Source organism: Curtobacterium sp. PhB25, from assembly GCF_004365375.1.
GTDB lineage: Bacteria > Actinomycetota > Actinomycetes > Actinomycetales > Microbacteriaceae > Curtobacterium.
Window position 1 is genome coordinate 97,872 of the sequence record NZ_SODR01000007.1, and the last position, 23,333, is coordinate 121,204.

General features: G+C 70.8%; 20 protein-coding genes. 6 read left to right on the forward strand and 14 right to left on the reverse strand.

Annotated features, from left to right (window positions below; all coding sequences use genetic code 11):
* Window positions 1-14 precede the first annotated feature (14 nt).
* Genes EDF51_RS14285 through EDF51_RS14295 form a run of 3 tightly spaced genes read right to left on the reverse strand, consistent with a single transcriptional unit; the run spans window position 15 to window position 2,884 of the window.
* Entirely contained in the window at window positions 15-890 is an 876-nt protein-coding gene (locus EDF51_RS14285; RefSeq protein ID WP_133937485.1) for a glycosyltransferase, read from the reverse strand.
* Window positions 891-905: 15 nt separating this feature from the next.
* Window positions 906-2,402: a lipopolysaccharide biosynthesis protein gene (locus EDF51_RS14290; RefSeq protein WP_134195410.1), complete on the reverse strand. Its 1,497-nt coding sequence runs from the start codon at window positions 2,400-2,402 to the stop codon at window positions 906-908.
* Window positions 2,403-2,431: 29 nt separating this feature from the next.
* A complete protein-coding gene (locus EDF51_RS14295; protein ID WP_123937414.1) occupies window positions 2,432-2,884 on the reverse strand; it encodes a DUF3060 domain-containing protein in 453 nt (150 codons plus the stop codon).
* A gap of 104 nt (window positions 2,885-2,988) precedes the next feature.
* Between EDF51_RS14295 and EDF51_RS14300 the strand changes: the two genes are divergently transcribed.
* A complete protein-coding gene (locus tag EDF51_RS14300) occupies window positions 2,989-4,134 on the forward strand; it encodes a glycosyltransferase (protein WP_166673563.1) in 1,146 nt (381 codons plus the stop codon).
* Between the two features lie 78 nt (window positions 4,135-4,212).
* Here EDF51_RS14300 and EDF51_RS14305 read toward each other — a convergent pair whose 3' ends face one another.
* From EDF51_RS14305 to EDF51_RS14310, 3 genes are read right to left on the reverse strand one after another with little or no spacing between them, the layout of a single operon-like run.
* A complete protein-coding gene (locus EDF51_RS14305) occupies window positions 4,213-5,340 on the reverse strand; it encodes a glycosyltransferase (RefSeq protein ID WP_131847612.1) in 1,128 nt (375 codons plus the stop codon).
* On the reverse strand, window positions 5,318-5,920 hold the full coding sequence (locus EDF51_RS19975) for a low molecular weight phosphatase family protein (RefSeq protein ID WP_165932426.1): 603 nt from the start codon (window positions 5,918-5,920) through the stop codon (window positions 5,318-5,320). The genes EDF51_RS14305 and EDF51_RS19975 overlap by 23 nt, the downstream gene beginning before the upstream one ends.
* Window positions 5,917-7,251: a hypothetical protein gene (locus tag EDF51_RS14310; RefSeq protein WP_165932427.1), complete on the reverse strand. Its 1,335-nt coding sequence runs from the start codon at window positions 7,249-7,251 to the stop codon at window positions 5,917-5,919. The genes EDF51_RS19975 and EDF51_RS14310 overlap by 4 nt, the downstream gene beginning before the upstream one ends.
* Before the next feature lie 91 nt (window positions 7,252-7,342).
* On the opposite strand from EDF51_RS14310, the gene EDF51_RS14315 reads away from it, so the two are divergent.
* Genes EDF51_RS14315 through EDF51_RS14330 form a run of 4 tightly spaced genes read left to right on the forward strand, consistent with a single transcriptional unit; the run spans window position 7,343 to window position 11,690 of the window.
* Window positions 7,343-8,770 carry a polysaccharide biosynthesis tyrosine autokinase gene (locus EDF51_RS14315; protein WP_134195413.1) on the forward strand — a complete coding sequence of 476 codons (1,428 nt, stop codon included), beginning with the start codon at window positions 7,343-7,345 and terminating at the stop codon, window positions 8,768-8,770.
* Entirely contained in the window at window positions 8,767-9,846 is a 1,080-nt protein-coding gene (locus EDF51_RS14320; RefSeq protein ID WP_123937410.1) for a polysaccharide pyruvyl transferase family protein, read from the forward strand. The genes EDF51_RS14315 and EDF51_RS14320 overlap by 4 nt, the downstream gene beginning before the upstream one ends.
* Window positions 9,843-10,760, forward strand: a complete 918-nt coding sequence (locus EDF51_RS14325) for a glycosyltransferase (RefSeq protein WP_159571017.1) — start codon at window positions 9,843-9,845, stop codon at window positions 10,758-10,760. Before EDF51_RS14320 ends, EDF51_RS14325 begins: the two co-directional genes overlap by 4 nt.
* A gap of 33 nt (window positions 10,761-10,793) precedes the next feature.
* Window positions 10,794-11,690, forward strand: a complete 897-nt coding sequence (locus EDF51_RS14330; RefSeq protein WP_165932429.1) for a glycosyltransferase — start codon at window positions 10,794-10,796, stop codon at window positions 11,688-11,690.
* Here the strand turns inward: EDF51_RS14330 and EDF51_RS14335 are convergent.
* Both EDF51_RS14335 and EDF51_RS14340 read right to left on the reverse strand, forming a co-directional pair.
* Complete coding sequence (locus EDF51_RS14335; protein ID WP_131881258.1) at window positions 11,663-12,793, reverse strand: acyltransferase; 1,131 nt, start codon at window positions 12,791-12,793, stop codon at window positions 11,663-11,665. The two genes, EDF51_RS14330 and EDF51_RS14335, sit on opposite strands and share 28 nt — an antisense overlap.
* Window positions 12,786-14,462 carry a glycosyl hydrolase gene (locus EDF51_RS14340; RefSeq protein ID WP_123937406.1) on the reverse strand — a complete coding sequence of 559 codons (1,677 nt, stop codon included), beginning with the start codon at window positions 14,460-14,462 and terminating at the stop codon, window positions 12,786-12,788. The genes EDF51_RS14335 and EDF51_RS14340 overlap by 8 nt, the downstream gene beginning before the upstream one ends.
* Window positions 14,463-14,548: 86 nt before the next feature.
* Here EDF51_RS14340 and EDF51_RS14345 point away from each other — a divergent pair, with 86 nt between their 5' ends.
* Window positions 14,549-15,763, forward strand: a complete 1,215-nt coding sequence (locus tag EDF51_RS14345; protein ID WP_131881261.1) for an ankyrin repeat domain-containing protein — start codon at window positions 14,549-14,551, stop codon at window positions 15,761-15,763.
* A 13-nt stretch (window positions 15,764-15,776) separates the two neighbouring features.
* Here EDF51_RS14345 and EDF51_RS14350 read toward each other — a convergent pair whose 3' ends face one another.
* From EDF51_RS14350 to EDF51_RS14375, 6 genes are read right to left on the reverse strand one after another with little or no spacing between them, the layout of a single operon-like run.
* The gene (locus tag EDF51_RS14350; RefSeq protein WP_131881262.1) at window positions 15,777-16,967 is read right to left on the reverse strand and encodes a family 1 glycosylhydrolase; all 1,191 of its coding nucleotides are present in this window, start codon (window positions 16,965-16,967) and stop codon (window positions 15,777-15,779) included.
* A gap of 12 nt (window positions 16,968-16,979) precedes the next feature.
* Window positions 16,980-17,849, reverse strand: a complete 870-nt coding sequence (locus EDF51_RS14355; protein ID WP_134195415.1) for an alpha/beta fold hydrolase — start codon at window positions 17,847-17,849, stop codon at window positions 16,980-16,982.
* Window positions 17,846-19,642, reverse strand: a complete 1,797-nt coding sequence (locus tag EDF51_RS14360) for an ABC transporter ATP-binding protein (protein ID WP_134195416.1) — start codon at window positions 19,640-19,642, stop codon at window positions 17,846-17,848. Before EDF51_RS14360 ends, EDF51_RS14355 begins: the two co-directional genes overlap by 4 nt.
* On the reverse strand, window positions 19,639-20,583 hold the full coding sequence (locus EDF51_RS14365; protein WP_123293511.1) for an ABC transporter permease: 945 nt from the start codon (window positions 20,581-20,583) through the stop codon (window positions 19,639-19,641). The genes EDF51_RS14360 and EDF51_RS14365 overlap by 4 nt, the downstream gene beginning before the upstream one ends.
* Entirely contained in the window at window positions 20,580-21,560 is a 981-nt protein-coding gene (locus EDF51_RS14370; RefSeq protein WP_111085432.1) for an ABC transporter permease, read from the reverse strand. Before EDF51_RS14370 ends, EDF51_RS14365 begins: the two co-directional genes overlap by 4 nt.
* Window positions 21,557-23,314, reverse strand: coding sequence for an ABC transporter substrate-binding protein (locus EDF51_RS14375; protein WP_228505606.1), 1,758 nt, complete (start codon window positions 23,312-23,314; stop codon window positions 21,557-21,559). Before EDF51_RS14375 ends, EDF51_RS14370 begins: the two co-directional genes overlap by 4 nt.
* Window positions 23,315-23,333 lie beyond the last annotated feature (19 nt).

Here is a 23,333-nt window from a genome sequence, read left to right on the forward strand (position 1 = left end):
GCGGCGGACTGCGATCAGAAGGCGGCGATGCGGTGCCGCACGGAGCCTGCGAACCGGCCACAGGTAGCGCCGACGCGCGAGGCGGCGGTGATCCGGGCCTCCTGGCCGGTGCCGGCGAGCAGAACGGCTTTGACCGTCGATGCGAGCTCACGGACCCCGTCGACCGCGCGCCACCGTGCACCGGCGGCGCGGTGTGCCCGCAGGAGGCGCGCATCGTCGACGCCGTAGCGGTACGCCTGGCGGAACGCACCGCGGGCCGCGCTGCGCAAGCGGTACTGGACGACCGCCTGCGGGACGAAGACGATGGGCGAACCAGCCGCAGCCACCCGCCAGCAGAAGTCGATGTCCTCGCCGCAGTGCAAGGACTCGTCGAAGCCGTCGACGGCCTCGAGCAGCGCGCGGGTCACGCCGAGCGCACAGCTCGGCGTGTAGGGCAGGTGCCGGAACTTGACGGGCAGCTCCGTCGTCGACGCGGTCACCCGGGCCGCGAGCGCGGGTGCGTTGAGCAGGTCGTACGCCAGTCGGCCGCCGCCGATGCCGTCTTGCTGCACGGCCACAGCCATCGCCGAGATCCATCCGGGTTCGAGCACGTCGTCCGCGTCGCAGAACAGCACGATGTCGTGTCGTGCGGCGCGCCAGCCGACGTTGCGAGCGTGGCTCGGCCCACGGACGTCCGTCGCGTCGACGACGCGCACGGCCCAGCCGGATGGCCACTCCGTGGCGTCGACGAACGGGCGCAGGACGCTGGGCCTGACGCCGTTGGCAGCGAGGACGACTTCGACGTCGCCCTCGTGCTGTTGCACGGCGATCGCCCCGAGCTGCGCGCTCAGGGCGGTGTCGGGTCGACCGACCGGGACGACGACGGAGACGGGCACGGCGGAGACGGGCACGGCGGACTCGCTCTCTCAGGGTGTGGTTGCGGTGGTGCGCCCGAACTGGGCGGGCACGACGTGGCGCGCCATCGCGATGACGTCGCGGCGGATGCCCGGCAGCACGACGGCAAGGGCGAGCACGACGAGCGCAGAAGCGCCGCCGACCGTGATCGCGAGCCAGGGGCCGAGGTCGAGCAGCCGGGTCAGGAGCGTGACACCACCCACCGCCACGGCCACGATGCCGGGGCGGACGATCGGCGCGACGAGGTCACGGAGCCCGAGCCCTGGGCGTCGACCAGCGACCACGAAGCCGGGGACGACGAGGACGAGCGAGCTGACGGAGAACGCCCACGCCATCCCGGTGACGCCCCACGGCAGGCCGACGAAGAACGAGGCGAGGACGAGTGGACGGCTGACGAGCGCCCAGATGGTCTGACGAGCGCCCTGGCCGGTCGCGACGAACACCCAGACGGTGACGTAGCCGAGAGTCTGCGCGATGCCAGCGAGCACCAGCACGCGGAAGATCGGTACCGAGCCCGCCCACGCGGGGCCGAACAGCACGGTGACGACGGCGTCGGCGAGCACTGCCAGCACCGCGAAGGTCGGCCACAGCACGTACCCGGTCAGGGCTGTGAGGTGCCGGTAGTAGCGCCGGAAGCGCTCGCGGTCGTCGGCGACCTTGGCGAGCACGGGGACCGCGACGCGCTGGAGCGGCCCGTTGACCTGCTCCAGCGGGATCGTGAGCAGCTGCCCGGCCTGTGCGTACAAGCCGGCGGCGAGCGGGCCGAACGACGCCCCGACGATCACCTTGTCGAGGTTGCGGGCCGCGAAGTTGAGGACCTGGACCGCGGTGACGTTCGCTGCGAAGCCGAGTTCCGGCCGGACGGCGGACCACCGCGCGGGGCGGGTCGGGCGCCAGGGACACACGGCGATCGAACCGATGCCGAGCACGAGCGAGAAGAGGAGCGCCTGGGCGACGAGCGCCGACGAGCCCGCACCGGCGATCGCGAGCACGAGCGCCAGGGCGGCGCCGGAGACCATCGACGCGACCTCGAGCAGGGCGAGGGCACGGAAGCGGAGGTTGCGGGCGAGCAGCGCCGTGGGGACCGCGCTGGCCCCGGCCACCACGAAGGGAACCGCGAGCAGCATCACGGACCTGCCGGACGCTGGGAAGCCGAGGACGACCGCGAGTGCCGGCGCCGACAGGGCCAGCGCAGCGCCGACAGCGAGTCCGGCTGCGGCGCTGAGGAGGTGGAGCGAGGAGGCGACGCCGGCGGACAGGCGCGGCGCACGGATGACGAGGGCTCCGATGCCACCGATGCGGAGGAGCTCGGCGAGACCGCTGAGCAGGAGCACGACGACCGCGAACCCGTACTCGGCGGGGCCGAGGATCCTGGCGATCACCACGACGGTGACGAGCTGCACGAGGAACCGGGTCGCGGTGCCGGCGGCGGTGACGATGCCGCCACGGGCTGCCGCGGTCGCGAGCGGAGCGGAGGACTGCCAGTCCGGCAGGGTCGTGCGGGTCATGGCAGTCCTCCGTTCGGGTCGGGTCGGACTCAGCGGGTGACGAACAGGTTCTCGGCGCCCTTGTCCGTGACCTTCGGCTTGCCGTCCGTGGTGACCCGGTTGCCGTTGCCGCTGACCGTGACCTTGCCGATCTCCTTGGCGTCGACGTCGTTGATGGTGCCGCTCATGACGAGCGCGTCGACCTTGCCGAGGTGGACGACCGCGTTGCTCGCGGTGATCTCGACCGAGGCGCAGTCGCCCACGGTGACGTCCTTGTTGCTCTGGTCGATGACGACCTTGCCGTCGGCGCACTCCGCCGTCGCCTTCTGGATGTCGGCCGGCGGCGTCGAGAAGCGGTCGTCTGCCTTGGCGCTCGAGCTGGCCGTCGGCTTCTTGGTGGGCTCGTCGCCGCCGGTGCCGGAGCACGCCGTGACGACGGTGAGGATCCCGATCGCAGCCAGGGTCGTGGCGGCGATGCGGGCGGTGCGGGAGGTGTGACGCATGTCGGGTTCCGTTCTGGGATCGCGGCGAGGCGGATGACGCTTGGCACTGTCGCCCCGGTGACGTTTCAATGTCACGCTCTATAGAATACTGGTATTCTAGATGCATGACAACCCGGAACCTCCCGCTCGTCGCCATGCTCACCCACAGCGCAGCACTGTCCGGGGCGGAGCTCCTCGTGGCGCGGGTGGCCGCCGCCCGGGTCGAGACCGAGGTGATCGTCGTCCTCGGTGAACACGGGCCACTCGAGTCCCTGCTCTCCGGGCTCGGCGTCGAGCACGAGGTCGTCGCGCTCGACCCGTCCGTGACCGAGCACGCAGCCGATGCGGCCGGGGGCCTCCTCGCGAAGGGAGTGTCGACACTCCGCTCCACGCGGGCCCTCGCGCGACGGCTCCGCGACCTCGGCGCCGACGTGGTCGTCACACACTCGGCGAAAGCGCACGTGTACGGCGGACTGGCCGGCCGGCTCGCACGCATCCCCGTCGTGGCGTACGTCCACGACGTCGTCGGAGCGGCCGGTGCCTCCCGCGCGAACACCCTGGTACTCCGCGCGGCGCTGACGACGCTCCCCGCAGCCAGAATCGCCAACTCACGGACGACGGCCCGCTCCCTCGGCCGGTCCGGTCCGGCACCCGCGGTGATCGGCTGCCCCGTGGACCTCCCGGACCAGGCCGCCCCGTCGGCACCCGGCCCGTTCACCATCGGCATGGTCGGGCGGCTCACCCGTTGGAAGGGGCAGGACATCGCTGTCCGCGCCTTCGCCGCGGCCCGCGCGCTCGGTCTCGACCCCGATGCGCGGCTCCGGCTGATCGGCGCGGCGCACTTCGGGACCGACGACCACCACGCCGCCGAGTTGCACACCCTGGTCACGGAGCTGGACCTGACGGCGGTGGTCGAGTTCCGGGGACACCGGCAGGACGTCGATGCCGAGATCAGCGCGTGCGATCTGCTCGTGCACGCCAGCCGCCGCCCGGAGCCGTTCGGGCAGGTGGTCACCGAGGCGATGGCGCTCGGTCGACCGGTCATCGCCGCGGACGCTGGCGGCCCTGCCGAGGTGCTCACGCACGGCGAGGACGGGCTCCTCGTCCGTCCCGGCGACGTCGATGCCCTCGCGCACGCGATCCTCCGGTTGGCCGGTGACGAGCAGGAACGGAACCGACTCGCCCGCAACGGGCGCCACTCCGCCGCGCGCTACGCGACGCCGCACATCGTGGCGCAGATCGAGCGCGTCCTGCTGAGCGCAGCCAGCTAGCGACCGACTGGAGGCCCGGTGCAGGTCCGACGGACCGGCACCGGGCCTCCAGGCGGTCCGGTCCACCCCCGCGGACCCTCAGCCGGTCCGGCCCCCCACCGGGATGCCGGTCCACTCCGCGATCTCGCGCTGGAACCGCTCGGTCGAGAACGCGGCGGCGCGCGCACGACAGGCCGCTGGGTCGAGTCGCACGGCACCGTCGACCGCTGCGGCCAGGGTCGAATCCGCGAGGTCGTGGAGGAGCGTGCCGCTCGTTCCTTCCTGCACCGAGTCGCGAGCCCCGCCCTCGGCGTTCGCGACCACCGGCGTGCCGAGGGCCAGCGCCTCGACGGGCAGGATCCCGAAGTCCTCGACGGGAGGGAACACGTAGACCGCGGCACGCTGCAGGAGCGCCGCGAGCATCGCGTCGGAGGGCGTGCAGACGAAGTGCACCTCGACCCTCGACTCGGCAGCCAGCGCGCGCAGCCGCTCGGCATCCGGACCGTCGCCGGCGAGCACCACCGGACGCCCGGACGCCCGACCGGCATCGATGACGACGTCGAGGCGCTTGTACGGAACGAACCGCGAGGCACCGAGGACGAAGTCGGCAGGCAGCGCCTCGAGGACAGCGCGGTCGCGCTCGTCGAGCACGGACGCCCAGTCGGCGACCGCAGCGAGCCGCTCCACGCCGACCGGCGGGTTGATCACCTGAGCGTCGATGCCCCAGGTGTCGCGGATGCGCTGCTGCACGAAACGACTGTTCGCGGCGACGTGACGGAGCCCCTGGGCGCGACGGCGGTCGACGGAGCGGAGTACCGGCGAACCCGCGCGGGCGAGCATGGTCGATCCGCGGGCATCGAGTTCCGGGTTCCAGAGGTACCGGGCCGGCGTGTGCACGTAGGTGAACTGCCGGTCCGGGGCGACCCCGGTCACACGGGCCTGGTGGGCGAACAGGTGCGAGCTCACGATCGCCCAGTCGTACTCGCCGACGGTGCGCAGGCCGTGACTCCACAGGGCCGGGAGGAACGGCATCGACAGCGCCTTCCTGCCGCGGAGGGGCGACCGCGCCAGGACACTCTCGACCACCCGCCGGTCCGCGTAGCGCCCGGGGGCGTCGTTCCACAGCCCGAACACGTCGGCGGCAGGGTAGGCATCGGCGAATGCGTCGACGACGCGCTCGGCGCCGCCCACCGCCTCGATCCACTCATGGACGAGCAGTCCGCGCACGGTCGGCTCCGTTCTGGTCGGCGGCGGCGCGTTCCGCGCACGCCGCGATGGTCGCGATGGCGGAGATCGCCCGCTCGCGCATGGTCAGGAAGTCGTGCTCGTCGCCGCGTACCGGGTCGGCGACGTCGTCGAGCGCCGGGTCGGTCGGGGCCGTCGCGACCCGGAAGCGGGACACGAGGCGCGGGAGTTCCGCCCAGAACCGCTCGTCGACGGCATCGGCGTCCAGCAGGGGGCGGACGAGACGGTCGAACTCCGCCATCGTGAAGGTCCACCGCAGGAGGTGCGGCGCGAGGTCGAGGACCTGCGCTCGGTGCGCGCGCTCAAGCGTGAGCACGAGGTCCCTGTCGCGCAGCACCGCGGCGGTCAGCGGCGTCGAGACGAAGGCGTCCGGGTCGCCGCCGTCCTGTCCGACAGCGGTGGCGGAACGCGGGAACATCGGCGTACCCGCTGTCGCAGCGGTGCCGGCGCTGTCCACGCGGAAGACTCCGGGCAGCACTGCGTCGAGGCGCGCCCGGAGGACGCGTTCGACGTACGGCGAACGGCAGATGTTGCCCTCGCAGACGATGAGGATCGAGATCACTGATGGGCTCCTGTCAGGGTGACGGGTCGTGCACGGGCGGCGTCCGGTCCCGGTTCCGGCGGCTCGGCGACGGGGCGCCAGACGCTCGAGGCACATGCGGCGAGGAGCAGCCAGAGGATCGGCGTCGAGAGGTCCGGGGTGCCGACGAGCTTCGCGACGAGCACCGCGGCGAGCGCGACCGAGGCCGGGACGGTCGCCGGTGACCGCGCCGCGCGCACGAGCACGCCGAGCGCGAAGACGGCGAACGCGATCGTGCCCGGGATCCCGACGCAGGTCAGCAGCGTCATCCCGAAGGACGACGGCCGGTTCGCGCCGAGCCCGGCGCCGATGCCGAGGGTGTCGGCGAGGACCCCCCAGCTGAAGCCGTCCGCGCCGGTCCGGGAGTCGTACGACTGACTGCCGACCTTGTCGTCCACGATCGCCTCGACCGGTGCGGCGAGCTGCGGGCCGGCCGCGAGCAGCACGATCGCGATCGTCAGCCCCCCGAGGACGAACCAGACGGTGCCGCGTCCACCCCGGACGACGTACCGCACGGCGACCACGAGCAGGCCGACGGCGATCACGACGGCGGAGGCGACGACAGCGGTGCCGGACGCCGCCTGCAGGAGGTTCGCGCACGACAACGCACTCGCCGCGGCCCAGATCATCCGCTGCCCGCCGGACGACCGCAGTGCCGTGACGGCGAAGTACGCGGCGGCCGGGAGGGCGAACGCTGCGAGCTCGCTCGGTTCGCTGAAGACCCCCCGCAACCGCTCCCCCGGGAGCGCCCACGCGTAGGCGACCCCCGGCAGCGTGTCCATCAGGGGTGCCAGCACGTCCGCACCTGCCTGCACGAGCACCCCGCGCACGGTGGTCACGACCGTGCCGACGACCAGCGCGATCCGGAGCGCGGTCTCTGCCGCCCCGACGCGGACGAGGTACAGCAACGCGCACACCGCGAGCAACAGGTACCCGAGCTGCGCGAGGTTGCTGATCGAGTAGGTGAGGTACCCGGGGTCCAGCACCTGACCGTCCACACCGCCACGTGGGACGAGGACACGGACGCCGGCGAACATCCAGGGGGCGACGGCGGTGGCGATGGTCGCCCACGCGACGAAGGCTGCGAGCGCGTTCGCCGACCAGTGCGTGGTGCGCAGCGGGCGGGTCCCGAGGAGCGCGATGCCCGACGCGAGCGCCGCAGTCGAGAACAGGGGCACGCCGTTCCCTCCGGCGACGACGGCAGCCGTGTACGGCAGGCCGCCGGCGACGCCGATCACCGCGGGGAGCCACGTCCGACGGGCGATCAGCGCAACGGCGAGCACAGCCGTGAAGACGGCTCCGAGGACCGGCATGATCCCCCTCCATTCCACTGTCGCTTGCGGTGGTATTTCATATCATCTACGATAAGTATCACACATCCGATCGCCTCCCGGAAGGCCCCCAGTGACGCTCTCGCAGTTCCTCGAAGTGATCAGACGGCGATGGATCTCCGCGCTCGCGCTGGTCCTCCTCGCCACGTCGGCTGCCGTCGGCGTCACCCTCGTGCAGGCGCCGGAGTACCGCGCCTCGAGCGAGGTCTTCGTCTCGGTCGCCGCCGGCTCGTCGGTCACCGACCTCAGTCAGGGCAACAACTTCTCGGCGGCGCGCGTGAAGTCGTACACGGCGCTGGCACTGACCCCGCGCGTCCTCGGCGCCGCGGCGAAGCAGCTCGGACTCCCGGCCGGCACCGACCTCTCGAAGGTCGTGACGGCGTCCTCCACTGACGAGACCGTGATCATCTCGCTCAGCGCGACGTCAACGTCGCCGGCCCGTGCGGCGGCGATCGCCAACGCGGTCACCACGCAGCTCGTCGCCGTCGTGGACGAGGTCGAGCGCTCATCGCAGCAGAGCGACCTCGTCCACCTCAGCGTGTTCCAGCAGGCGAAGGCACCGACGATGCCGTTCGCTCCGCGGATCCCGGTCAACCTCGCGATCGGCGTCCTCGCGGGCCTCGCACTCGGTGTTGCGCAGGCAGTCCTCCGCGAGGTCCTCGACACCCGGCTGCGGTCGTTCGACGCGCTCCGGCGCCTCACCACGGCGAGTGTGCTCGGCGAGTTCGGGGTGGACGACACCATCGCGAAACACCCCCTCGTCGCCGTCGACAACCGCTACAGCACCCGGGCCGAGAGCTTCCGGCAGCTGCGGACGCACCTGACGTACACGAACCTCGACGGCGGTCCGCAGAGCATCGTCGTGACGAGCGCGACCCCGGGCGAGGGCAAGTCCTCGACCGCCGTGAACCTCGCGCTCATGCTGGCGCAGAACGGGTCGCGGGTCCTGCTCGTCGACGCCGACCTGCGACGCCCGACGACCGGGACGTACTTGGGGATCGAGAGCCGCGTCGGCCTGTCCACCGTGCTCACCCGACAGGTCGCGCTCGACGATGCCATCCAGGAGGTCGGTGGGGACAACCCCCTGCACGTCCTCGCTGCGGGGCGGGTGCCGCCGAACCCGAGCGAACTCCTGAGCTCCAGCCGGATGGCGGACCTCGTCCGCGAGCTCGAATCCCGCTACGACGTCGTGATCGTCGACGCCCCGCCGCTCCTCCCGGTGACCGACCCCGCCGTCCTCGGCGCCATCTGCTCCGGGGTCCTGCTCGTCGTGAGCGTCAACGGACAGACACGGCGCGCCGACTTCGTCGCGGCCGAGCAGACCCTGCGGCAGGTGGGCGCACGACTGCTCGGGCTCGTGGTGAACCGCCTCCCAGCCCAGCGACGCATGAAGACCTACTACAACTACGAGCCCTCGGCGCCGGTGAGCGAGAGCCCTCGCCGCTCGTCACGCGCACGCAACGACTCGACCGCCACCACCGAACAGAAGGAAGCCCGATGACCCGCAGCACACCGCCCCGATCGTTCGTCTACCTCGGCTGGCAGGGGTACGGCAACTTCGGCGACGACCTCCTGCACGAGACCTGGCGTGCCGCGCTCCGTCACCCCTTGGACGTCGAGGCGCCCCTGACCCGGCGGGACTACGCTCGCCGCTCACCGCGCTTCGTTCGCGACCGCGCCCGGCTGATCGGTCGCGAGCGGCTCGTGCTGCTCGGTGGCGGCACGACCGTCGGGTTCGCGTCCTGGGCCGGACACGTCGACCGTGCGACCCGGTACTTCGGCGCGACCGGCACCATCGGACTCGGTCTCGGGGCAGCTGCCGCCGACGACAGCTACTCGCTCGGGACACAACCGCAGCAGTGGGACGCCTGGCGTTCGCTCGACCGGTTCGCGCTGCACGGTGTCCGTGGGCCGCTCACCGAACACGAGGTCACCACGAACCTGTGCCCGGTCGACGTCGTGGGCGATCCGGCGCTGCTCTACCCCGAGCTCGTCCACGTCCAACGCACCGTCCGGCCCGACGGCCGGATCGGCGTCAGCATCGGATCTGATCCGACCACGAGGTTCGACGTCGACACGATCGCCGAGGCGGTCGACCGGCACGCGGCCGCGACCGGCACCACCGAGGTCGTCGCGTTCGCGCTGTCCGGGGCCGACCGCATGGCGGCGCACGGGTTGGCCGCCCGCCTGCGCACACCGGCGGTCGTGCACGAGTACATCGACGTCCCGACGACGATGGCCGCCATCGCGGGATGCGACCTGGTCGTGTCCGAACGACTCCACGGCGCCATCGCGGCGGTTTCGCTCGACGTGCCCACTGTCCCGCTGTCGTACGCGTCGAAGTGTGACGACTTCTGGCGCAGTGTCACGGACGGCCCCGCGCCGCTCACGGTGGGCCACGACGTCGACGAGCTCGTCCACGAGATGCAGATCGCCACCCGACACCGTGACGGGATCCGCGCCCGGACGGCCGAGCTCCGGGAGCGGCTGGGCTCCGTCCAGCAGCGCCTCCTCGACTGGCACACCGCAGGCTCGCCGACAGCCGAGCTCTTCGCCCGCACGAAGGCCCACGCGTGAACGCCGACCACCGCTTCCACCTCGTCGTCTCGACGATCCGGACGCCGGACCACCTCGCCCGCTGCCTCGAGACGATCGAGCGCGCCGGGGTGTCGGTGTTCGTCACCGTCGTCGAGCAGCGACCGACTCCGGATGCACTGGCCGTGCTGCAGCCGCTCATCGACGCCGGGCACGCCGAACACGTGCACCAGCCGGACGTCCGTGGCGTCAGCCGGGGCAGGAACGCCGGGATGACTCGACTCCGCGGTGAGGTGATCGCGTTCCCGGACGACGACTGCTGGTACCCCGACGGCGTCCTGGCGACGATCTCGCACCGGTTCGCGACGCAGGGGCTCGACGCGGCCTCGATCCCCTCCCGCGGAAGCGACGAGCAGGGCACGATGCTCCGCTGGCGCCGGCGCCCGGGTGACGTCACGAGTTGGCGGGTGCCGCGGACCGTCGTGAGCTCGGGGATCTTCATGCGTCGCGACGTCCTCGAACGCCTCGGCGATTTCGACGAAGACCTCGGTACGGGCTCCGGAACGCCCTTCGGGGCCGGCGAGGAGACCGACATGGTCCTCCGCGCCCTCGCCTCCGGTGCGCGGATGCGCTACATGCCGGACCTTTCGGTGCGGCACCCGGACTTCCGTGACGCCGGTATGACGACCGAGACCCTCGCGAAGGTCCGCCGGTACAACCGCGGCTTCGGTCGGGTCCTCCGCAAGCACGGTCTGTACGGGCAGGCCGCGTACTGGATCGGTCGCGGCCTGGTCGGGACCGTCGTCCGGACCGTCCGTGGCGACCGCGACGGAGCGCGCTTCCAGCACACGCAGATGAGCGCTCGGTTGCAGGGATGGCGGGGCCGGGACGACGAGGGCCGGGTGTACCCGGCCTGTGGAACCGTGGTATTTCGTCCACAACATACCGAGAAGTAGGATCCCGACGAGATGCGCCACGACACTGGCCCGATGCACCATCGATTCCACTTGATCATCGCCACGAACCGGCCGCCCGAGTACCTCGACCGAGCGATCCGGTCGATCCAAGCCGAGCCGTACCGGGTCTTCCTCTCGGTCGTCGCGCAGCGCCCGGTCCCCGAAGTACCCGACCGGCTCGCGGCGATGATCCGGGACGGCGACGGTGAGTACATCCACCAGCCCGGCGCCAGCGGTGTGAGTACCGCCCGGAACGCTGGGATGCGAACGCTCCGCGCTGACCTCGTCGGGTTCCCGGACGACGACTGCTGGTACCCGACCGGCGTGCTGTCCGCGATCGATGCCCGGTTCAGCAGGGTGGACGAAGAACCCCGGCTCGGCGGTTTGTGCATCCCGACGAAGGACGCGACCGGCCGAGGCACCATGCTCCGGTGGCTCGGGCGATCCCGACGGATCCGGGTGCGGGACGTCCCGCGCACCGTCATCTGCTCCGGGGTGTTCTTCCGGCGAGAGGTCCTCGACGACATCGGGGACTTCGACGACACGCTCGGGTCGGGTGTGGAGCCCTTCGGCTCCGGCGAGGAGAACGACCTGGTCATGCGCGCGGTCGAGGCCGGGGTGCGGGTCGACTTCGACGCGGACCTGCACGTGCACCACGGCGACTTCCGCGACGACGGACCCACCACCGCGGTCCTCGCAAAGGTCAGGCGGTACAACCGCGGGTTCGGGCGAGTGCTCCGGAAGCACGGTTGCTGGGGGCAGGCGAGCTACTGGGTCAGCCGATCGGTGGTCGCGCTCGTGATCGCTCGCGTCCGGCGCGACGCCGCCGCGGTCGAGCAACAGCACGCCCAGCTCGCCGGGCGGTGGCAGGGGTGGTTCGGCCGCGATGACGCCGGGCACCGTCACCCCGTGCACCCACGCACGCGCTGAGGTGCGCCGGCCGCGGGACGGGTCGTGGGGTGTCTGCCCCACGACCGTGTCGCGCGGAGCACCGGCCGCTCGAGCAGGTACCACGATGCCGAGGCCACACCGATGCCCACCAGAGCGAGCCCCAGGCGCACCACACCGGTGGACGGGTCACCCCCGGGCTCGATTCGGAGCAGCGGGTAGTGCCACAAGTAGAGCCCGTACGAGATGGTCCCGAACCAGCGAGCGATCGCCAGGTCGAGCGCGGGAGCACCACCGAGCGCCCCTGCGACGACGACGAGCGCTGCGACCGCCACCGCTGCCGTCTCGACCCAGCGAGCCGCACCGGGCAGGGACCCGACCGTGATCGGCAGCGTGCACGCCGACAGCACCACGAGCAGTGTCGCGCCCACGCCGCCGACCCCGAGCACGACGGCGCTCGGACGTCCGGTCCGCAAGTCGATCTGACCGAGACCGCGGAGACTGCCCGTGCGCACGGCGAACGCGGCGAGCGCACCCACGAGCAGGGCGGCGGCGCTCGTGTCGAGCCCGTACGCCAGGCGGTCGTACGGCAGCACGACCGTGCCGACGACCCGCCAGGTGACCGCAGCACCGACGAGTCCGCAGAGCGCGACCACGGCAACGCGGGGCCGAGTGCGGGCGAGGACGCCGAGCAGGATGAGGACGAGGGGCCAGACGAGGTAGAACTGCTCTTCGACGGCGAGCGACCAGGTGTGCTCGAACGGTCCGAGCTCGACGCCGAGCACCCGGGCGTGGTTGCCCGTGTAGGACCCGACGGTGGCGAGGACGCGGGGCAGATCACCGCGGATCGGGTCTGCCAGCACGATCACCGCGACGGTCACCACCACCAGGACGGCCGTCCACGCCGGGAGCAGCCGTGCCGCGCGGCGGAGCCAGAACCGGCCGAGGTGGATCTGCCCGGCACGCTCGGCCTCGTCGAGGAGCGCCCGGGTGATCACGAAGCCGGAGAGCACGAAGAAGGTCGTCACCCCGACGACCCCGCCGTAGGGGACGACCGACTCTGCGGTGTGCGACGCGACGACGAGCAGGACCGCGAGGCCGCGGAGCCCGTCGAGTTGCGTGAGGCGGTCCGCCGGTTCACCCATTCCAGACCACGAACCGGGGCTTCCACGTCGCCGACATCGCGAGCTTGCCACCGGTTCCCCGGACGGCTTTCGTGCCCCCGTAGGCGTCGACGATGGTGCCGTCGCCGGGCAGACCCACACTGATGGGCAGTTCGTCGAACCGGTCAGCGGTCTGCCACACGACCCGCACCGAGCGTGTGCCGTCGGCCGAGACGAACCGGGCTTCGCGCACGGCACCCGTCACGAACTGACCGGCGAACCGCATGCCGGCGAGCTGGCGCTGCATCGTCGCGTACGCAGCGGCAGCGGGCTTCGGCTCGTACGCGCGGCTCGGCGCGTCGACGAGCCCGAAGGTCCTGGCACTGCCGTCCGGATCAGGTTGGTCCGGGGCGGCCATCTCGAACGAGAACACCCGCTCGACGCCGTACTGCGCGGCGAGCACGTGGGTCCGGACCAGGAACGCCGCCTGGTCGTCCTCGGAGACCCAGCCTGGCCTGCCGTTCGGGGTCGGCCATCCGACCTCGGTGATCCAGATCGGCAACGGTTCGCCGTTCGCACGGGGGTACTTCGCCGCTTTGTCCCGGAGCCAACGAAGCGCGTTCTCGATGCACGGGTTCGTCGCGACACAGTGCTCCGGCGCGTACGGCTGGTTGTACGGGTGCACGCTGATCGCATCGATGTGGTCGGCACCACCGAGCCGGAACCACTCGTCGAGCCAGCGGAGTTCGCCCGACGACACGGCGTTCTCGGCCGGCCCGACGATCCGTGCATCCGGGTCGACGCTCCTGATCGTCGCGGCCGTGACCCGTGACAGCGCGATGTACGCGGCAGGGTCGGCGGAACGGGTGCCGTGGGTGTTCGTCCACTCGTTCCAGATCTCGAACGAGCGGTCGGCGTCCGGGTACCGGTCGCGCATGTGCGTCACCGCCTCGGACACGAACCGGCGCCAGGCTGCTGTCTGCGCCGGGTCCGAGACGTCCGGCGGGGTCATCGCGCCGCCGGTGTACGCCATGTGACCGTAGTCGAGGACGAACAGCGGAGCGACGCCACGGTCGCGCACGATGGGGTCCACTCGCGCATCAGTGCTGCGGAAGTCGAACACGCCCGGCACCTTCTCGACGGTGGACCACTGCAGGTCCTGGCGGAAGCCCGCGGCGCCCAGCCCGTCGAGTGTCGGGAGCGCCGCGGCGACCGGCCCGGGCGAGCCGTTCATCGTGACGTTGAAGAAGGCGTCACGGTGCTCGACGCCCGGCGTCCGGACGAACCGGAAGGACGTCTCGGGCAGAGCGGGGCCGTGCGCCGTCACGCGGTACGTGCCCGCGTTGAGACGTCGAGTCGGACGGATCTCCGCTCGTCCGGAGGAACCGACGACGGCGTCGCCGGCTTCGACGAGCACGCCTCTGGCGTCGGTGATCCGCCAGCCCACGTCCGCGAGCGCCGGTGTCCCCGCGGCACCGACTGCGAACGTGACCGGTTGATCCGGTGCGAAGAGACCGTTGGCCGACATCGGCTGGATCGTCGGTCGAGCGGTCGCCGTCGATGCTCCGGCGGCGTGGGCCGGCTGCCGCACAGTCGCTTCGGCGAACAGCAGCAGGGTCGTCGCCGCGGCGAGGACGACGACGCCGGAGGCTCTCCTGCGGGGACGGGTCGCGGGAGGTCGAGAGTCGGACGGGACGTGGGTCGATGGCATCCCACCACGCTCGCCCGGTGCCGGTGCTGACGCCAAACATGTTGAATGACGCCGAGTTCGGAAGTGGCGTCAACTAGTGTCGGGCCGTGCGATGGAGTCGAGTGAACTGGCCGTCCGTGGGCTACGTCTCCCTCGAGGACTTCGACGGGCAGCGGGAACACGTCGCCCGCGTGCTCGAGGACGCTCCCCCGGCCGTCGCCGCACTCCTGACCGTCAAGTGGACGGACTCCCGCATCGCACGATGGGACGTCGAGCACCCGGATCTCGCGCACCCGGACCTCGCGCACCCGGACGACGAGGACGACGACGACACCGCGACGACGGTCGACCTGCCCGGGCACGGTGTCCCCGACCCGGTCGTCGTGCACACCGAGGTCATCGTCCGCAACGACGAGGTGCTCGACACCCCCGACGGCCTGTGGCGCCGGTGGAACCACGCCAGGGTCACGCTCCGACTCCGCGACGCCGTGGTGGACCCACCCCACACCGACCCCGCAGCACTGCTCGCCGGGGACGCCCACGTCGTGCGCGGTGAGCTCGAGTACCTGCACGAGCTCGACCAGTGGGAGCTCCGCCTGCTCGTCTCCCCCGTCGGCGAGGTGGCGATCCGCTTCCGGGGCGTCCGGGTCGCGATCCGCAGCGTGCCCGAGTCCGTCTACACGGAGCTCGACGCACGGCCAGCGCGCGGCTGGCACGGTCCGGTGCCGGACGGCTGGGTCGAGTACGCCACCGAGGTGGTGCGTGCCGCCGCGTACGGCGACCTGGGCGGACTGCACCTGGCCGACGACGCGAGTGACGTCGACGACGTCGACCCGCGCTGGGGCTTCGCCCCGCTGCACGCCGCCGCGTGGTTCGACCGGCCCGAGATGCTCGAGGAGCTCCTGCGTCGCGGCGCGTCGCTGCAGCTCACCGACACCGAGGGGCGGACGCCGCTGACGCTGGCGATCGACCGCGATGCACGTCGGGCGATCGACGTGCTCGTGGCTGCGGGCGCCGACCTGGAGGCCCGGGACACCGACGGCAACACCCCGATCGTCCGCGCCGCGTGGGGTGGCCACGGTGCGATCGTGCGGTCGCTCGCCGCCGCGGGTGCGGACACCAGGGCGCTCGGCTCACGGGGCGCGTCCCTGCTGATCGCCGCGGTCGACTCCGGTGACCTGGACACGGTGCGGTCCGTGCTCGCCCTGGACGTCGACGTGAACGCCGAGGACGACGAGGGCTCGACCGCCACCGCTCGCGCAGAACTGCTCCGCGACCGAGCGGTCGCGGAGCAGTTGGCGCACTACTACTCGGGGAGCTGATCGAGCCGGCGGGCTACTCCGCCGTCTCGATGGCGTTCGCCTGGGCGACCTTCCCGTACCAGTGCGCGGACGGCTTCGGCGTGCGCTCGAACGTCTCCGGGTCCCACGACACCAGGCCGAAGGTCGGACGGAAGCCGGACGCCCACTCGTAGTTGTCCAGGAGCGACCAGTGCTGGTAGCCGAGGACCTCGATGCCGTCGTCGATGCAGCGGTGGATGCCCTCGAGCGCGCCCTGCGTGTAGGCCTGGCGACGGGTGTCGTCGGCGGTGGCGATGCCGTTCTCGGTGATCATCAGCGGGACACCGCCGGACAGCTCCCACGCGCTGCGCAGCCCGTCGGCCGAGGCCTCCGGGTAGAACTCCCAGCCGGTCAGGGTCGTCTCGACGTCGTCCGCCACGGGCAACGGACCGGAAGCGCCGATGAACGTCCGGGTGTACGCCTGCACGCCGAGGAAGTCGTCGCCGGCGGCGTTCTCGAGGTACCAGTCGTCGCGCGGGTACCCGTACTCGCGGAGCATCGCGTCCGCGCCGAGCTCACCGTTGGACTTGAACGCCTGCGTCGCGACGGTCCAGCCGCTCTGGATGCCATCCACCTGGGAGAGCACCTCCCGCGAACGCTTGTGGGACTCGAGCAGGGCGTCGGCGACGCCCAGGTCCGGGTTCGGCAGGCCGTACGCCACCAGGTTCGACGCGTCCTCGCCGCCGGCGAGCATCGCGGCGATGTTCGGCTCGTTGATCGTGCAGACGTACCGGACACCATCGGACACCACGGGCAGCGCGGCTTCGGTGTAGCGGGCGAACAGGTCGGCCGCGTCGGGTGCGCGCCAGAAGCCGTCGCGTTCGAACCAGCGGGGCACCGTGAAGTGCATGAGCGTGACGATCGGCTCGATGCCGAACTCGTGGCAGGCGTCGACCATGCGGCGGTAGTGGTCGATCTCGGCGCGGCTGACGAACCCGCGTTCCGGCTCGATGCGCGCCCACTCGATGCTGAACCGGTACGAGTTCAGGCCGAGCTCGGCGGCGATCCGGATGTCCTCGCGGTAGCGGTGGTAGCTGTCCGCGGCGTCGCCGGACGGCTCGACGATGGTGGTGTCCGGCTCGTGCTCGTGCACCCACCAGTTCGAGTTGACGTTGTTGCCCTCGATCTGGTGCGCGGCGGTGGCGGCACCCCAGAGGAAGCCCTTCGGGAAGTCGAGCGTGCTGATGACGGGGTCCTTTCAGTGGGCGTTCATGAACGCATCGAAGACGGCGACCGTGCCGAGCGGGTTCTCGATCTGGGGGCCGTGGTAGCTCTCGGCGATCACCTCGTACGACGCACCGAGACGCGAGGCCATGTCCGCCTGCCACGGGATCGGCCAGGCGCCGTCCCAGACGCCGTGCGCGACGAGGACCGGCAGTCCGGTCGCGCGGAGTTCCTCGGTGGTGTCGGCGCGGTCCTCGAGGATGGCCGCGCCGCCGAGCACGCTGAGGACGCTCGTGTGGTCGAAGCGCTCGCGGACCATCCGGGCGTCGTCGGGGAGCTCGGCGTCGGGTCGGCCCGCCCAGAGCGGGTTCTGCGCGTCGAACAGCGCACGGTTGGAGCACGTGTCGGCGACGATCGTCTTCTCGGCGGCCTTGCGGTACGACCAGCCGTGCGGGCCGGAGCAGAACATCGTCACGTCGCGGAACGACGTCGGCGACGCGATCGCTGCGGCGCGGACGATCACACCGCCGAGCGAGTGGCCGATGAGGTGGACCGGAGCGCCGTCGTCGAGCAGTCCGGCGACGCGGACGACGTCGGCGGCCTCCTGCTCGAGCGTGTACGCCGTGCGGTCGTCGGGCGAGACCGAGTCGGCCTGTCCACGGCGGCTGATCGCCACCGCCGACCACCCGGCGTCGCGGAGGAGTGGCAGGAACGTGCGCCAGTCCTCCTTCGAGCCGGTGTACCCCGGGATGATGAGCACGACGCCCTTCGACACCCCGGACGGCACGATCCGGTACGCCGTAAGGCGGCCGATCGGCAGGTCGATCCCGACGACGTCGACCCCGTCCGGCGTCGGCAGGTGGCCGAACGCCGGCACCGCCGGGAAGTCGTGCAGCGTGGTCACAGCCGGCCCTCCGCGAGGGCGCGGCGGGGGTTCGGCACGGCGTCGAGCAGGGCGATCGTGTAAGGGTCCTGCGGGTTCTGCAGAACCTCGGCCGTCCGTCCCCGCTCGACCACGGCACCCTCGTGGAGCACCATGATGTCGTCGGTGATGAGCCGCGCGCTGAGCAGGTCGTGCGTGATGTAGAGGAGCGAGACGCCCCACTGCTCGCGCAGGTCCTCGAGCAGGGCGAGCACGCCGGCGCGCAACGTCACGTCGAGCATCGAGACCGGCTCGTCGGCGATGATCACCTGCGGGTCGGACGCGAGTGCCCGGGCGATGACGACGCGCTGCCGCTGCCCACCGGAGAGCTGGTGCGGGAGCTTCTGCGCGAACTGCTCGACCGGGGTCAGGCCCACGGTCTCGAGGAGCTCGAGCACGCGGCGACGGGCGTCCTGCCCCGTCAGGTCCGTGTAGTTCGCGATCGGGCGGGACAGCGTGTACTCCACGGTGTGCAGCGGGTTGAGCGCCGCGTACGGGTCCTGGAACACCATCTGCACCTCGGAGCGGAGGTCCCGCAGGCCTCGCTTGCCCAGGCGTGCGACGTCGAGGTCGCCGAACCGGACGGTGCCGGTCGTCGGCTTCTCGACCCCGGTCAGGAGCTTCGCGATGGTCGACTTGCCCGAACCGGACTGGCCGACCAGGGCGAGCGACTGCCCCGGCTCGAGGGTGAACGACACGTCGCGCACCGCCTGCACGGGCTGCTCGCCGCGGCGCGGCGCCGGGTAGGTCTTCACGATGTTCGAGACGACGATCGGGTTCTTCGCCGCCGAGCGCTCACGCGACCCGACGGTGCTGAACGACGACGTGGCCTCCTGCCGCTTCTCGCCGGACGTCGCACGCTGCGACCGGTCCGGGAACCCGGGCAGGGACACGATCTCGGCCCGCGGGTCGGCGTAGTGCGACAGCAGCATCTGCGTGTACTCGTCCTGCGGGTTGCGCAGGAGCTCCTTCGAGCCGCCGTCCTCGACGATGCGGCCCTCGTGCATGACGAGCACGCGCTCGGTGGCCTCGAGCACGATGCCGAGGTCGTGGCTGATCAGGATCGCCGTGAAGCCCTCGGCCTGCTGCAGCTCGATGATCGTGTCCATGACGGCGTGCTGCACGAGCACGTCGAGTGCCGTGGTCGGTTCGTCGAACACCATGAGCTGCGGTTCGAGCGACAGGGCCAGGGCGATCGAGACACGCTGCCGCATGCCGCCGGAGAGCTCCCCGGGGAACCGGGCGAGCATCGACGTCGGCAGCTTCACCTTCTCGATGAGCTCCTTCATCCGGGCGTCCCACCGGTCGCGCGACACGTGGCCGTGCGCCTTGAAGATGTCGATGAAGTGGTTCCGGACGGTGCGCACCGGGTTGAGCGCGTTCATGCCGGACTGCAGCACCATCGCGAAGCCGCCCTGGCGCTGCTGCCGGAGCGCTTCCTCGTCGAGGTCACGGATGTCGTGACCGTTGAAGACGATGCTGCCGCCGTTCGTCCGCGCCGGCGGCTTCTGCAGGCGCGTCAGCGCGTAGCCGAGCGTCGACTTGCCCGAACCGGACTCGCCGACGAGGCCGACGAACTCCCCCTTCCGCAAGCTGAACGACACGTGGTCGACCGCCTGGACGGCCGTCTGGCCGGCCGATTCGTACACGACCGACAGGTCGCGGACGTCCAGCAGGACGCCCTGGGCGTCACCACCGTCGGACGGGAGGCCCGTGGCGGCGCCGTCCCGCGCCTCCAGGCCGTCTGCTGGTTGCGTCGTACGCGAGCCGCTCATGCGGTCGCCTCCTTGCGCTTCGGGCGCGCGCCTTCGCGCAGCCGCGGGTTGGACACGGCGTCGACGCCGAAGTTGATCAGGGTGAGGCTCATCGCGAGCAGCGCGATGCAGAGGCCGGGGGCGAAGAGCAGGATCCACTGGCCGGTGAGCAGCGCGTTGGAGTTCTGCGCCCAGTAGAGGATCGTGCCCCAGCTGACGATCGACGAGTCGCCGAGCCCGAGGAACTCGAGGCCCGCCTCGGCCAGGATCGCGCTCGTGGCCGCTCCGAAGAAGGAGCCGACGATGAGCGAGGTCATGTTCGGCAGGATCTCGCGGAACACGATGCGGGTCGCACCGTCGCCGGAGAACTGCGCCGCCGTCACGAAGTCGCGACCGCGAAGGGACTGCGTCTGGCTGCGCAGGACGCGAGCGCCCCAGGCCCAGCCGGTGACGACGATCACCGCGATGATGACCGCGATGCCGCCGTTCTGCAGGTACGCCGCGATGACGATCATCAGGGGCAGGCCCGGGATGACCAGGAACAGGTTCACGATGAAGCCGATGACCTCGCCGATCCACCCGCGGACGTAGCCCCAGCTGAGGCCGATCGCCACGGCGACGAGCGTCGACAGGATGCCGGCGACGGCGCCCACCATCACGGAGATCCGTGCGCCGTAGATGATCTGGGACAGGACGTCCTCGCCGGCGGCGGTGGTGCCCATCCAGTGGTCGGCGGTCGCGTCGGCGGACCGGGCGAAGCCGTTCTGGCTGGCACCGTACGGGGCCAGGAGCGGCGCGAAGATCGCGACCAGCACGAACACCGCGAGGATGATGATGCCGATCCGGGCCTTCGAGTTCGACCAGACGACGCCGAACTGGCGGGCGATGCTCTTCCACTTGGAAGGAGCCTGTTGTTCGTCGGTGTCCTGGGTCCGGACAGCGACAGTGGCGTTGTTGGTCATCGGCGCGTCCTCGGGTCCAGGACGCCGTACATGACGTCCACGATGAAGTTGGCGATGAGCACCGACACGGTGATCATCAGGAAGAGGGCCTGCATCAGCGGGTAGTCCTGCCCGATGACGGCGTTGAACAGCAGGTAGCCGATGCCGGGGTAGCCGAAGACCTGCTCGACCAGCACCGAACCGCCGACCACGCCACCGAGTGCCAGACCGAAGCCGGTCAGGTTCGGCAGGATCGCGTTCCGCGCCGCGTACCGGACGGCCACGGTGCGGCCGCGCAGACCGTTCGCCTCGGCGAAGGTCACGTAGTCGTCACCGAGCGTGTTGATCATCGCGTTGCGCATGCCGATGATCCAGCCGCCGAGGCTCGTCACCAGGATCGTCACCGCGGGCAGCACCGCGTGCTGCAGGGCATCGGCCGCGAACGCTCCGTTGAGCCCCGGGGTGGTGGTCGCCGAGTAGGCCCCCGTCGTCGGGAACCAGTGCAGGACGTAGCCGAGGAAGAACAGCAGGAGCAGCGCGGTCCAGAAGTACGGGAACGTCGACATGAACGATCCCGACAGCGTCGGGAGCGAGTCCAGCCAGGTGCCGCGCTTCCACGCCGCCGCGACGCCGATCAGGGTGCCGAGGACGAACGCGAGGATCGTCACGACGCCGACCAGGATGAGCGTGTACGGCAGGGCCTTCGACACCAGGTCGCCGACCGGCTGCGGGTAGAACGTGTAGCTCACCCCGAAGTCGAGCGTGACGACCTGGTGCAGGTAGTTGACGTACTGGTCCCACAGGTTGCCCGTGGGGACACCGAGCTGGGCCTCGATGGCCTTCTTGGTGGCTTCGGTGACGGGGCCGTTCTGGCTGAGCTTCGCCAGCGCGGCGTCCGACGGGCTGCCCGGCATGAGGCGCGGGAGCACGAAGTTCAGCGTGACCGCGGCCCAGAGGGTCAGGACGAAGAGGACGAGTTTCTGGAGGATGTACTTCACTTCTGGTCCTCTTGCTGCTTCAGGATCTCCTGGCCGGCTGCGCTGTCCCGGAGCCGGAGCTTCGAGAAGATGAGCAGCGGTGCGGAGTCGTAGTTCTGCGGGGCCATGTACGGGTCCTCGGCGCTGGGCCAACCGACGAACTTGCCGGTGTTGAACAGCCCCCAGAGCCCGCCGTAGTACATGCCGATGACGGGCAGCTCGTCGTACACGATCTCCTGCAGCTGGTTCAGGATCTCCTGCTGCTTCGCGGTGTCCGTCGTCGCCTTGTACTCGTCGAGGAGCTTCTGGGTGTCGGCGTTCTTGTAGCGCTCGTAGTTGTTGACCGTCGACTTGCCGACCGGCTGGTAGAAGTCGCTGCTGAGCAGGGAGTTGAACGCCTGGTAGACGTCACCGTTGCCCATGCCGCCCATCGCCATGTCGAACGTGCCGTTGTTGATGTTCTGCTGGTAGCCGGCGGGCTGCGGTGCCTGGATCGTCACCTTCACGCCGATGGCCGTCAGGTCGCGACGGACCTCCTGCGCGGCACGGAGCCAGTCCGAGTAGCCGTTCGCGGTCATGATGGTGATGGACAGCTGCTTGCCGTCCTTCATGATCTTCCCGCCCTGCTCGGTCCAGCCGGACTTCGCGAACGCGGCCTTCGCAGCGTCGACGTCCTGCGTGATCATGCCCTTGTCCGGGATGTCCGGGTTGAGGTACTTCTCCTGGTTCGGCAGGATCAGGCCGGTCTGGCCCGCTGCCGCCAGGTTGCCCTCGGACGCGGTCTCGGCGATGTCGTCACGGTTCAGCGCGAGCGAGATGCCCTTGCGGACGTTGACGTCGTTGTACGGGGCCTTCGTCAGGTTCGGGATGAGGCCGATCACGCCACCGGCCGGGAACCACCACTGGTTCGTCTTCGACGCGGCACCCCAGGTGCCCTTGACGTCCGAGATGAACGAGTACGCCCAGTCGTAGCCGCGGGTGACGGTGTCGAGCTGCGTGTTCGTCGCCGGCAGGATGAGGTGCTTGATGGCGATCTTGTCGGCCTGCCAGTACGTCGGGTTCTTGTCCATCGAGTACTGCTGGTCGGTGTAGTTGCCGAGCACGAACGGACCGGTACCGACCGGGTTCGGGTCGCGGAAGGTCGTGGGGTCCTTCACGCCGCCCCAGTGCTGCTCACCGAGGATGTACGTCGCGCCGATGATGTTCAGGCTGGGCACGTCGTCGCTCTTGAGGTGGAAGACGACGTGGTCGCCGTCCACCTCGATGCTCTTGATGTGCTGCCAGGCGCCCTTGACGTCCATCGCCGGGAACTTCTTCAGCAGGTCGAACGTGAAGACGACGTCCTTCGCCGAGAACGGCGAGCCGTCGGACCACTCGACGCCCTGGCGGATCGTCATGTCGATCGTGCTGGCGTCCGGTTGGCTCCACTTGCTGGCGAGCCACGGGGTGCCCTTGCCGTCGAGGGGGTTGATCTCGATGAGCGGCTCGTACATCCACTTGGAGGCCGTGCGGGCGTTCGCGATGTACGGGTTGAAGTTGCGGTCGAACAGCGGGTTGCCGTGGTCCGCGTTGATGAGCATCGTGTCCTTGCCGATCGTGGGATCGGGTTCGGACCGGACCTGGATGCTGCAGCCGGTGGCCATCAGGGCCACGGCTGCGAGCCCGGCGATCGCCGCGACGAGGCGTCCGCGTCGTCGGGTGCTGCCGGGGCGCGTTCCGGGAGCGCGGGTCCCGGGGTCGCGCTTGCCGCGCGTGCGCTGTGGGGGAAGCGTCATTGCTCGGTCGACCTCCGTG